Below are 11,734 nucleotides of genomic sequence, written 5' to 3' on the forward strand. Positions count from 1 at the left end.
ATGATTCCTATCCAGGACGTCAGATGACCGGAGCCTTGATGCTGGTCAGCGTATTTTTGCTGGGCAACCGGGAGATTCTGAACTTCAATACGACTCCGGGATACCTTTTCGCATTAGTCCTGATACCACTATGGATTGTGGAATTCCGCAGATACCGGTACGGCACGGGATTCGTAGTACTTAGCATCCTTTGTCTTTGCAACGGGTTATGGCTTGGCTCATATGCCACGGTTGACCATGTAGTTTCACGCGCAACGCTGATTGGTGCCATAGCTCTATTTATTGGTTACCTGCTGATCGTCATGGTGTTGCTCTGGGCACGCAGGATCTTTCCGAGTTGGGTTCTAGGGTTAGTCTTTGGTTTGGGAATGCTCACGAGCATTTCAACCAAAGGATTGGCTGCGGAGAATTTTTGGAAGTTTGCGCTTGCCACACCATTGACAATCATAGCGCTGGCTTTAGCTGCGGGGATACGCGCAAAGTATGGCAAACTGGGACAGTTTGTCGAGTTGGGCGTGCTTGGAACTATGGCACTGATGGCGTTGCTCTTTGACTCACGTTCCATGTTTGGGACCTTGCTTGTCGTTATTGTTCTTGCCCTTTGGCAACTGTTGCCGAAGGGCAAGAGCCTACGAAATTCCCTGCTACGTTCCGCGGTGACGCTGAGCTTGGTTATTACAGCGATTTACAACATCGGCACCTCCATGGCTCTTGAAGGTTTATTAGGTCAGGCTGCGCAACAACGTTCTGAGATGCAACTGGCGATGTCGGGGTCGCTGATTCTGGGCGGTCGCCCGGAAATGATGGCGACATTCTCGTTATTCGCATATCGTCCCATGGGATACGGTATGGGCGTCGTGCCGGAGCTATCAGATATCATGGTGGCCAAAGAAGGTATGGCGAGTATTGGTTACAATCCAGATAACGGCTACGTTGAACGGTTTATGTTTGGCCACCAGTTCGAGTTGCATTCCCTCGCTGCGGACTTATGGGTGACCTTGGGCTTTGCTGGGCTGATCCTTGCATTCCTTCTTGGGATGGCTTGTGTGCTGTGGATACTGCAAAACGTGGTGTCACGAACTGCTACCGCGCTGGTAATTTTCCTTGCAATTTATACACTCTGGAATTTGCTCTTCAGCCCCTTCTACTCTGCCTTGCCCACGCTAGGACTAGCCGTGGGGCTTATATTCAATCTGCGGAAGCAAGAAAACCAGGTTCAGGGCAGGATTGCTTCAACTTCGTGGGCAAATGATGCCCCATAAGTTTTGGTGTCGTACCGTACCACTGCCAGTTCACGAGATTTTCCGGCTGCCTCTTTGAACTGTGGCCAATTATTGATGATCTGCTGGATTCCTTTAGCTAGGGCTCCAGGGTTATCCGGTTGAACGAGTACTGCACAGTCCAAACCGTGCACAGCCTCCGGCAGACCGCCCACGCGTGAAACCACAACTGGACGTTCTGCCAGTACAGCTTCTACAGCGGTATTTCCAAATGGTTCGTCAATGGTGGATGGAACTAACGCAATGTCGCAGTTCTCATAATGTGGCCAGACTGAGGACTGGAAACCTAAGAAGGTGACATGCTCTGGATGTGGGAGGGCTTGAACTTGAACACGGAGTTGTTCTTCAAACCATTCGTAGCCTTCAAAAACTGCACCAAGAAACTGCAGACGAACATTAACACCTTGTTCCTGCAATTTCTTGATGGCTGCCACGGCGGTGTGCGCGCCTTTACGTTCAGACAGACGCCCCACAAATAGAACGTTTACTGGATCTGAGAGATCCTGCCGTGGAACAGAAGCAAGTTCCGGGCCTGGTACCCCGTTGTAGATGATGGTGGTCTTACGCTTCAGCCAAGGTGCTACTTGCAGCAGAGAATCGGTGCTGTACTGGCTGTTGAGCACCACTTTGTTAGTCAATGCCGCAGGCAGCGCTAAAGCGACTCGTAGTAGGCGAGGAGAATCTCTTTCTGATTCATGAATGTGCAAAAGCGAACGAATACCGTGCATCCGTGAAATTAAGATCCACAGCGGGATAGTGGCGGTGTTTACCACCACCGCCGAAGGTCGCAAATTCCTGACCAATTTTGACCCAGAGATAAGTGCCTGGAATGACTCGCCCACGAATCCTAAGAAGGCCTTTGGACGTAGGAGCGATTTGCGCAAGACCGGGGTAGCCAGTAACTCAACAGTCGCACCGGTCTCTTCAACGGCCACAACCAAAGGCCCCTGCTTGGGCAATACCAGTACAACGCGATGGCCCCGAGCTACAAGGCTGGCCACGCTCTCGATGAGAACACGGTCAGACCCATATAGTTCGGGGCTCGGGTGGGCTACCAAGATGGTGCGAGAATTGTGTGCGGTGCTCATTGCACCATCATTACATGAAGGGAGACCAGCTTAGTGCTTTCCTACGACCTTCTTACCCGCAGTGGAGCCAATAGCTTTGGCAACGTCCGTTGGCAACGGAGTCGCCATTGAATTGGCTTGGGTGCGATCTGCTGACATAGAACCAATCAACTTAGCCGTGGAAGTCTGATGATTCTTCCAAGTAGAGTTCTTCGCGCTGCTCAAGGCTGAAGGGGACTCATAGCGGTATAGCTTCTTATTGTCGGATCCACCCCAAGCAACCATAGTTGCGGTAGAAGTAGTCGGGCGGGCGCTGAACAGGTTGCCCTTAATGGTGATTTTCATCTTGTCCGCTGAAATTCCGGTGGCCTTGTCCAGTGTGTAGAACTGGAACGAACCGGACTTGTCGAAGATATTGTTCGCAACTTCGATATTCTGTGTCAGCCAAGGGACGGTCGAATCTGGTACTGGGCGACGTGGATCTTGACCGGCAAAACTCTTGTTGGACTGACGACGTTCATCCTGCGAAAGCTGCAGTCCCATCAATGAGTTGCCGCCGAGATTATTGTTGTAGATCTTCACGTTACCCGTGTCAAAGAGCAGAATGCCGGTCTTGTTGTTCAACGCCTCATTGTTCGCGATGATGCCTTTACTGGACAGTTCAGCTTCGATACCGACACTGGTGTTGTTGTTGGCCTGAACATTGGTCACGGTGAAGTCGTATACCGATTCGTCCAGCCATAGGCCCATTCCGGTGTTGCGGTTAATTTCGAGGTTATCCAAGGTCATGCCACGCGAACGGGTGACTTTGATACCACCGGCTACGGGCTGAGGCTTGAACTTTTCAACGTTATTGTTCGAAGCTATGGTATCGGTTACCGCGGAATTGTAGGCAGAGTTCACGGAGATACCCAACATGCCATTGCCCGTAGCAGTGACATTGTCAATGGTGCTGTCATTGTTTTGAACGGCCAATCCAGTCATCGCGTTGTCAATGATCTGTATGTTCCGTACCGTTGCACCAATATTTTGCATCTGCAGGGCAGCACGTTCGCTGTCATAGGCGGTGGCATAGCCTCGAATGCCGAAGCCCTGCACGGTGGCGTTTTTCCCTACGATGCTCATGGCTTGGCCTAGGGCACTGGCAGTGACTGATTTGTTGGTTGGATCATCACCGAGAATCAGTTGATCGGTTGCGTAGTTCACGGCAAAGGTACCGGGAACTACTGATGCCGCATTTGCTACCTGCTTGAGTTGTTTGCCATTCACGAAGAGCATGTCAGGATGCGCTGCCAACGGGTTCTTTGGATCTACGAATCGAGTGTTATTCGCGACGTTGAGCAGCTTGTTAGAAAACGATGAAGTCCAGCCCGAAGCGACCCAAGTAGAGCCTGACTTTTTCCAGTTGGTTACCGCTTTAGTTCCATCCAACCAGACTTTTTCGCCCGGGTAATTTTGGATAGTCAGGTTGTCCTTGCCGTAGGGAACAGTTGCGGACTGGTGATAGGTTCCTCCACGCAGAACGATTGTCTGTCCGTTTTTTGAGGTGTCAATTGCCTTCTGCAATGACCCAAGAGGCGCCGCCTTGGTTCCGGACTGAGTTCCCGAAACATTACTAGCAACATAAATAGCATTTGACGGAACAGCGTAGTTCGCGCTGCCAAGGGTTCCCGCCCCGCGTGAGCTGTTGATTACTGGGGGAGTAATCGGTTCAGGCTTGCTTGTTTCAGGCGCAGTTACTTCTGGTTGGGACGCTGCTGCTGGTGCAAGGCTCAGGTTATCCACTGCCAGATCAACTGCCCCGGGATTATTGCCCGAAGCAAATGTCCAGAAGCCAAAGTTGCCTGAGGCCTTTATCCGATCACTAGATTTATCAGTTTTGCTCAATTGCCACGCCGGCGTTTTCTGGCCGACTACCCAAGCACGGGCTGAGAGCTCGACCTGGGTGGTTCCGGTGGCTTTGAGTTCCAGGCGAACCTGCTCGCCGGTTTTGACCTTGAACGGCAAGGTAAACGATCCCAAATGGGTTTCTTTGCCCTTATTGGTGCGGCTGAGCTGCAGGGTGGCGTTTGAATCAGTCTTGCCAATAATCCGGCCGCGGTAGCTGGAGTCATCTGACTGCCGTCGTACTTCTAATGCGGCGTAGACGGTGGTCTTGGACGATGGGAGCTTGGTAAAGGTAATATCGCCCTGAGCAGCGACGTCAGTTGAAGTAACTGACTTTAGTGTGGCTACTGAAGAACCACCTGCTACAAGTCCTGTGATTCTTGCTTGGCCGTTGTTTACAGACATTTTGGTATTTGAAGAATGCCAGGTGCTGTAGGGTCCACCGGAGGTTGCGGTACCCCAGCCATTTGAAGTTGTGCGGGCGAAGCTGTCGTTAGCCGTAGCCTGGGCCGCAGTAGTAGCCGGTGCATCAAGGGCAGTTAAGCCCGCGCTAAGCACGGCGGCGGCGAGGGCCAAAGTCCCGTATCTACGGACGCTACGGAAGCGAGGAATCTTATTGACGGACGAAGACAAAGGTTCTCCTTTGGGGAAGACTAAGCGAGTGGTGGCATTCGAAATAATGATTTAGCCAAGTGGATATCAAATAGCCACCTGGCCAATGTAGCAACGCTGGAGCCATTAAGTTCTATGTCTGCAAAGCTGGAAAAGCACCGTAAATGATAACGATTGAATAACGAAATGCATGTTGAAGCGGGGATGCCTAAGCTCCGATGGGAGTTACCGCGCAACTGCCCAAGCGTGTAAAACTCTAATTATGTGAGGGAATTCACTTCAAAATGTCCCAATAGCGTACTATTTACGCGGGGAGTAGGAGTATAAGTAGGTACTAAAATAACTGACCTTAGATGTTCCGCCACTGCCCAATTCGAGCTAAAATGTGATCGGGGACATAATCTTTTTGGGGGGGGGGGGGGGGTGTTTTGAACAATAAAAGCTTGAGCGCGTCCATTCACCAGATACGGCGAAGCACTCTATTTCGAGCGAGCACAAAGACGGAAAGCGAACTTCGTAGGGCTGAAGCAATGACAGCAGGGGAACTTAGCGTTGAAACTGCCAAGCGATGCTCGGAGCAAGCTAGATTTGCAATTCAGAATGTTCCCTTTTATCAAGAGTTTTATCGGGATCATGGGTTCCAGATATCTAGCTTCGATGATCCTGCTGCATTTACCGAACTTCCTATTTTGGAAAAGACGCACGTCCGGGAAAATTTTGACAAGTTTATTTCGACTGAACGCACTGAGCGCAATAGCGTAATTTCGCGTACAGGTGGAAGTACGGGCGAACCTCTTAAATTGCTTCGAGATCTTAGGTTCCCTGCTCGCGCTCTGGAGTGGCAGCTATTTAGCTGGTGGGATGTGCCGCAGCACGGTCACTTTGCGGAGATACGTCGTCAAGTTAAAGGCGTGTCCACTTCCAAGGTACGCGAAATACTGTGGTGGCCGACTCGGCGCTTCCAGATCGATGCCTACTCGCTAACTGAAGAATCTGTTGAAGCCTTTGCTCAACAGTGGCTCAAAACTCCACCTTCTGTCGTGATCGGCTATGTTGGTGCAGTGCTCGAAGTTTCCAGGCGATTGGGACAGCTGGGCTACGACCTACCGGCGCCGCAGGCAATTGCTACTACAGCTGCACCGCTGCATATGGGAACGCGCGAGGAAATTTCTAGCCTGCTCGGAGCTCCATGCTATGACCACTACCGAAGCGCAGAGATCCCCTGGATGGCGGGTGAATGCCAAGAGCAGGATGGGCTCCATATCCTAGAGCCATTGCGTACGGTCGAAATCGTTGGCAATGACGACCGCCCTGCTAGCGTTGGCCAGACTATCGCCAGCGACCTCACCAATCGAGTCTTCCCTTTAATCCGGTACCGGCTGGGTGATCAGAGCTCCGTTATAGAGGAAGCGTGTCGGTGTGGCAGACCATTCCCTCGGATCCGGTCAGTCGTGGGGCGTACCTCGGACAACTTGAAACTACCCAGTGGGGTGGTTATTGCCGCTGAGGGTCTCACGCAACTATGCGAGGAGCATATTGAATCGGTCCGACAATTTCAGATACATCAAAAGAGCGATAAGTCTGTGGATGTACGGCTGGTTCTTCGTCCTGGTGCCGAGTCTCAAAGAGTTGTTCAGGCAATTTCGGATAAATTGGATGGTTTGCTGAAACATGAAGTGCCCATCCAGGTTGATCTAGTGGATTCGATAGCTCACGTTGGTGGCAAGATCAGCTACATCAGCTCTGATGCTTAGTTGAATTAAAGTTGAGGGGCCCCTGGCTCCAGCGAGTGGGAATGCTTGATTCTGAATTGCCATTCGAGCTGCCAGCCCCGTTAAACTTTCTTGTGTGTCGCGTTCTCGGCACAACGGTAGTTGAACAGCGTGGAAATTGCGTGCTTTCACTGACGAAACACTTTTGGGGTCCAAGAGTGTCTGTCTCAGGTAGAAGTTAGTGTCCAACTGTGTAGTTTGAACTTCGAAATTTAGGCTCCCTGTTATCCTAACGACTAAGTGAAAGTTTTCACAAAGTCTGATTTTCTCTACGTAACATGCGCAAAATCTGGGGGAAGCGGGGGATGCATAGCGCTACTCTGGAATGGTGAGTAGCGCTGAACAGCTACTTGCGATGCCCGCATCAGCCCAATGAAATCGCAAAGGTGCCACACCCGTGTCTGACAACAAGCCAATCGTACTTCTGGCCGAACAACTATCCCCAGCAACTGTGGCTGCGCTCGGTCCCGACTTTGAAATTCGTCAGACAGACGGAGCGGACCGCTCCCAGCTGCTCGAAGCAATCGCAGACGTAGACGCCATTCTGGTGCGCTCCGCCACCCAGGTTGATGCCGAGGCCATCGCCGCCGCGAAGAACCTGAAGGTGATCGCTCGTGCCGGCGTAGGCCTGGATAACGTTGACATCAAGTCAGCCACTCAGGCCGGCGTCATGGTGGTCAACGCTCCAACTTCAAACATCATCTCGGCAGCGGAACTGACCGTGGGCCACATTGTGTCCCTGGCCCGCCGCATCCCGGCAGCCAACGCTTCGCTGAAGAGCGGCGCTTGGAAGCGCAGCTCGTTCACCGGTATTGAACTGTTTGAGAAGAAGGCCGGCATCATTGGCTTGGGCCGTATCGGTGCCTTGGTTGCCGCGCGCCTGCAGGGTTTCGGCATGGATGTCATTGCCTATGACCCATATGTCACCCCTGCTCGTGCCTCCCAGCTGGGCGTCACCTTGGTGACCCTGGATGAACTGCTGGCGCAGGCTGACTTCGTCACCATCCACATGCCAAAGACTCCAGAGACTCTGGGCATGCTGGGCAAGGAAGCCTTCGGCAAGATGAAGAAGAGCGCCTACGTAATCAATGTGGCCCGTGGTGGCCTGGTAGATCAGGACGCGCTGTATGAAGCATTGAAGAATGAAGAGATCGCCGGTGCCGGCATTGACGTCTTCGTGACCGAGCCAAGCACCGACCTGCCATTCTTCGAATTCGAGAATGTCACCGTCACCCCGCACCTAGGCGCGTCCACCGATGAGGCCCAGGAGAAGGCTGGCGTATCTGTCGCTAAGTCGGTCCGCCTCGCACTGGCCGGCGAACTAGTGCCAGACGCCGTCAACGTTGCCGGTGGTGTCATTGACGAGAACGTCCGCCCAGGCATCCCGCTGATCGAGAAGCTCGGCCGTATCTTCAACGCACTGACTTCCGGCTCATTGACCAGCATCGACGTAGTTGTTGCCGGCGAGATTGCATCCCTTGATGTAAAGGCACTTGAGCTCTCCGCCCTGAAGGGCGTCTTCATGGACGTTGTCTCGGACCAGGTCTCATACGTCAACGCTCCGGTGCTTGCCGAGCAACGTGGTGTGGCTACCCGTTTGGTCACCACCGCAGACTCGCCTGAGTACCGCAACCAGCTAACCATCAAGGGCGCCACCAACGAAGGTACCCAGCTTGCTGTTGCCGGAACCTTGACCGGACCAAAGCAGATCGAAAAGCTCGTCGGCATCAACGGCCACGAGATCGAAATCCCCATCACGGATCACATGATCATTGTTCGCTACGCTGACCGTCCTGGCGTTGTCGGGTCACTGGGCAATGTGCTCGGGGAGCAGGGCATCAATATTGCAGGCATGCAGGTTTCGCGTGATGAAAAGAAGTCGGAAGCCTTGGCGGTCATCAATATTGATTCGGCGTTGCCACAGGGCGTTCTGGATGTCGTTGGTGCTGCGATTGGTGCTAGCGTCGCACGAGAGATTAACTTGGCTGAATAGCTAATAAACTTCCTTCACAAGTGCCCAGCATAATTCTATGCTGGGCACTTTCGTGGATTAAAGTTGGCGTAAGTCCCAAATTAGAGCCTGTCAGATAGTTTGTGTAAGCCCCTAGTCACGTCCGCTATTCAGGGCTTCGTAACAATTACTTCAAATACGGCTCAATACGTTCAGGGTAAGCCATAGCCAACTGCTGCAACGCTTGCTTCCAGCCGTTCGTCCCGGCCCCTTCAACCAGGTGTGAACCGGCTCCGGCCCGCGGGGTCCGCCCCTTCTTCTGCGCGTCTTTGGCTCGCTCCCGGGCCCGCTTGTCCTCGATATTGCAGATCGCCAACCAGAGCATCTTCACCGCGGCCACGTCCGACGGGAAATGGCCCCGGGACTTGGTGACCTTGCGCAACTGGTAGTTCATTGATTCGATCGCATTGGTCGTGTAAATGACCTTGCGCAGCTCCGGAGGGAACTCCAAGAACGGGGTGAAGCGCTCCCACGCGTTGCGCCATGTCGCCACCGCTGACGGATATTTCTGGCCCAGCTGGGACGCTTCGAAATCATCCAACGCCTTGCACGCGGATTCAATGCTCGGAGCCGTGTAAATGCTCTTCAACTGGGCGCTGACCGCACGACGATCGGTATAGGACACGAACCGGTTCGCAGCCCGGATCAAGTGCACCACACAGGTCTGCACCGTGGCCCGCGACCAGGTCGCTTCGATCGCTTCGGGGAAACCGGTCAGGCCGTCACAGCAGGCAATCAGGACATCCTTCACACCCCGGTTAGCCAGCTGCGCGCAGACTTGCGCCCAGAACTTCGCCCCTTCATTCTCGGTGACCCACAGGCCCAGCACGTGCTTGATGCCTTCCACGGTGACGCCGATGGCCATATGCGCGGCTTTGTTCCGCACCTGGTGCCCGTCGCGGACCTTGATGACAATCGCATCCAGGTAGAGGATCGGGTAGAACTCTTCCAGCGGGCGTTCCTGCCAAGCAGCGACCTCGTCGAGGACTTCGTCGGTGATCTTGGAGATCGTGTCGTGGGACAGCTGGGTGCCGACGGTGGTTTCTAGGTGGTAGGCGATATCCCTGACGGTCATGCCGCCGGCGTAGAGGGAAATGATCATTTCATCCAGGCCGCCGGTGCGGCGTGAGCCCTTGGGCACCAGGGTTGGGACGAACGTTCCGGCCCGGTCCCGCGGGATCTTCAGGTCGATATCGCCGGCCACCGTGGATACGGTTTTCGGGTAGGAGCCGTTGCGGGAGTTCGGGGCGAACCGGGCGTGTCCGTCGCCTTTGTCGTAGCCCAGGTGGCTGCTCAGCTCGGATTTCAGCCCGCGTTCCAGGCCGGCGCGGATGATCTGCTGGATGAAGCCATCTTTGCCGTCGAGCTGGATTTCACCGCGGTCGATGAATCCCATGAGCTCGTCAAAGGCCCCGGATTCCTTCACGGCGTCCATGGACCCCAAGGCAGCGAACTTCTCGGCGATATCGGATGCGTTTTCCATGGGGTGCTCTGCCTGGTCTTTCTGGATGGTCATGCTGTGTTTTCCTAGTCTCTTTCTATCGATTGACTAGGGGTCTTACACAATCCATCTGACAGGCTCGATAAGGAGCCTCTACCAAACCCGGGGCTTGACATGACCATCGTTGCAGATAAATACGATTACGTCATCGGAATCGATACTCACGCACGAACCCACACCTACGCGATTATCAACACGCGTACCGGCAGCAGGAAAGCCTGCCAAACCTTCCCCGTCACTGCCCCGGGGATGAACAGGGCCATCGCCTGGATCCGGGGCAATACCCAAGTGCATTGCATCGCCGCAGTCGAAGGCACCCGATCCTACGGAGCGACGATCACCCACGCCCTGACCGAGCACCAGGTAGCAGTCGTCGAGGCGAAACCGCCACGAAGAAAAGACCAAGCCGACCGTGGGAAATCAGACCAAATCGACGCGACCGACGCAGCCCTGAGTTTGCTACCGAAAGACATCACCAAGCTGCTGCAACCACGTGATGAAGGTGCCAGAGCGGCCCTGAGCATCCTCTCGGCTAGCCGCGCACGGATCGATGCCCAACGAACCGTGAACCGTAACTCGCTCTCAGCGCTCATGCGTACCTACGACCTGGGAATTGATGCGCGAAAGCCATTGAGCGCAGCCCAGATCAAGCAGATCAGCAGGTGGAGAGAGCATGAAGCTGACACGATCGAGCAAAAGTTCGCCCGGGATGAAGCGAAATTCCTGGCGGCAAGCGTCCTGGCCGCTGACCAGATGCTGAAGGAGAACAGCCGAGCTATGTCTGAGCTCGATGAGCAACTCGCCCCGGGACTGCAGCAGGACTTCGGCTTAGGGCCTGTGACTACAGCGTGGATTCTCATGGCTTATTCTCACCGTGGGCGTGTTCATTCTGAAGCCGCGTTTGCCGCTCTGGCTGGTGTTGCTCCGTTGCAGGCTTCGTCGGGAAACCATGAACGCCATCGCCTGAACCGTCATGGAGATCGGCAATTGAACAAGGCGTTGGACGTGGTCGCGCGGACGCGGATGGGGCATGACGCCGCGACGAAACGCTATGTTGAGAAACGTACGGCTGAAGGCTTGAGTCCGTAAGAAATCAAACGGATCCTCAAGCGCTATATCGCCCGCAGCATCTATCGGAAGTTGGAGGTTCTTATGGCTTGACAGTAGTCATAGAAGGGTCACTGACACCGTGCGCAACGAATCTCCTTAGCTAGGAAACGGCATCTTCAGACGAATAGTAGATGTCCTCATACTCGATCCGCTTCTGAGTCCAGTCCGGCTTGGGATCCCTGATCAGGGCTCCATACACCTGCCACAACGGCACCAAACGCGCACTGGAATGCAGCCTGACCGGTAACGGAAATGACAGTGATTGCTCACCATCAACAGTGCTGTAAAGCGTATAAGCATCCTTGCTCAAGACCAGCTGGTATTCACCGATCAGGTGAGCTGGCACCTTGAAAACACGGCCACGAAAATAGATCTGCGGATTCGTCCGTCGAATCTGGATCACATCATCGCGTTGATCCGTTGAGGTTCCCCGCAATTAGTGGACACGTGATCTAGCTCATGCTGCTCGCGTTAGCACGGTCCTATGCTGTTCA

Annotated in this window: 6 protein-coding genes and 2 pseudogenes; 4 read left to right on the forward strand and 4 right to left on the reverse strand. The window is 54.0% G+C overall.

Annotated elements, in window-relative coordinates; all coding sequences use genetic code 11:
• Positions 1-23: 23 nt before the first annotated feature.
• A complete protein-coding gene (locus CIK74_RS10590) occupies positions 24-1,262 on the forward strand; it encodes a hypothetical protein (protein WP_096256174.1) in 1,239 nt (412 codons plus the stop codon).
• Here CIK74_RS10590 and CIK74_RS10595 read toward each other — a convergent pair.
• Complete coding sequence (locus CIK74_RS10595; protein ID WP_096256175.1) at positions 1,217-2,368, reverse strand: glycosyltransferase family 4 protein; 1,152 nt, start codon at positions 2,366-2,368, stop codon at positions 1,217-1,219. The genes CIK74_RS10590 and CIK74_RS10595 overlap by 46 nt on opposite strands.
• A gap of 30 nt (positions 2,369-2,398) precedes the next feature.
• Complete coding sequence (locus CIK74_RS10600; protein WP_096256176.1) at positions 2,399-4,867, reverse strand: right-handed parallel beta-helix repeat-containing protein; 2,469 nt, start codon at positions 4,865-4,867, stop codon at positions 2,399-2,401.
• A 509-nt stretch (positions 4,868-5,376) separates the two neighbouring features.
• Here CIK74_RS10600 and CIK74_RS10605 point away from each other — a divergent pair.
• Positions 5,377-6,600, forward strand: a complete 1,224-nt coding sequence (locus tag CIK74_RS10605) for a phenylacetate--CoA ligase family protein (protein WP_096256177.1) — start codon at positions 5,377-5,379, stop codon at positions 6,598-6,600.
• 415 nt (positions 6,601-7,015) lie between these two features.
• A complete protein-coding gene (gene serA, locus CIK74_RS10610; RefSeq protein WP_096256178.1) occupies positions 7,016-8,611 on the forward strand; it encodes a phosphoglycerate dehydrogenase in 1,596 nt (531 codons plus the stop codon).
• Between the two features lie 145 nt (positions 8,612-8,756).
• On the opposite strand, the gene CIK74_RS10615 is transcribed toward serA, so the two are convergent.
• Positions 8,757-10,112, reverse strand: a complete 1,356-nt coding sequence (locus CIK74_RS10615; RefSeq protein ID WP_240520526.1) for an IS256 family transposase — start codon at positions 10,110-10,112, stop codon at positions 8,757-8,759.
• 132 nt (positions 10,113-10,244) lie between these two features.
• Between CIK74_RS10615 and CIK74_RS10620 the strand changes: the two are divergent.
• Positions 10,245-11,291 (forward strand): annotated as a pseudogene (locus tag CIK74_RS10620) (IS110 family transposase).
• 49 nt (positions 11,292-11,340) lie between these two features.
• Here the strand turns inward: CIK74_RS10620 and CIK74_RS10625 are convergent.
• Positions 11,341-11,661, reverse strand: a pseudogene (locus CIK74_RS10625) (IS481 family transposase); the annotation flags it as partial.
• Between the last annotated feature and the right edge of the window lie 73 nt (positions 11,662-11,734).

The organism is Glutamicibacter sp. BW77 (assembly GCF_002332285.1).
GTDB lineage: Bacteria > Actinomycetota > Actinomycetes > Actinomycetales > Micrococcaceae > Glutamicibacter > Glutamicibacter bergerei.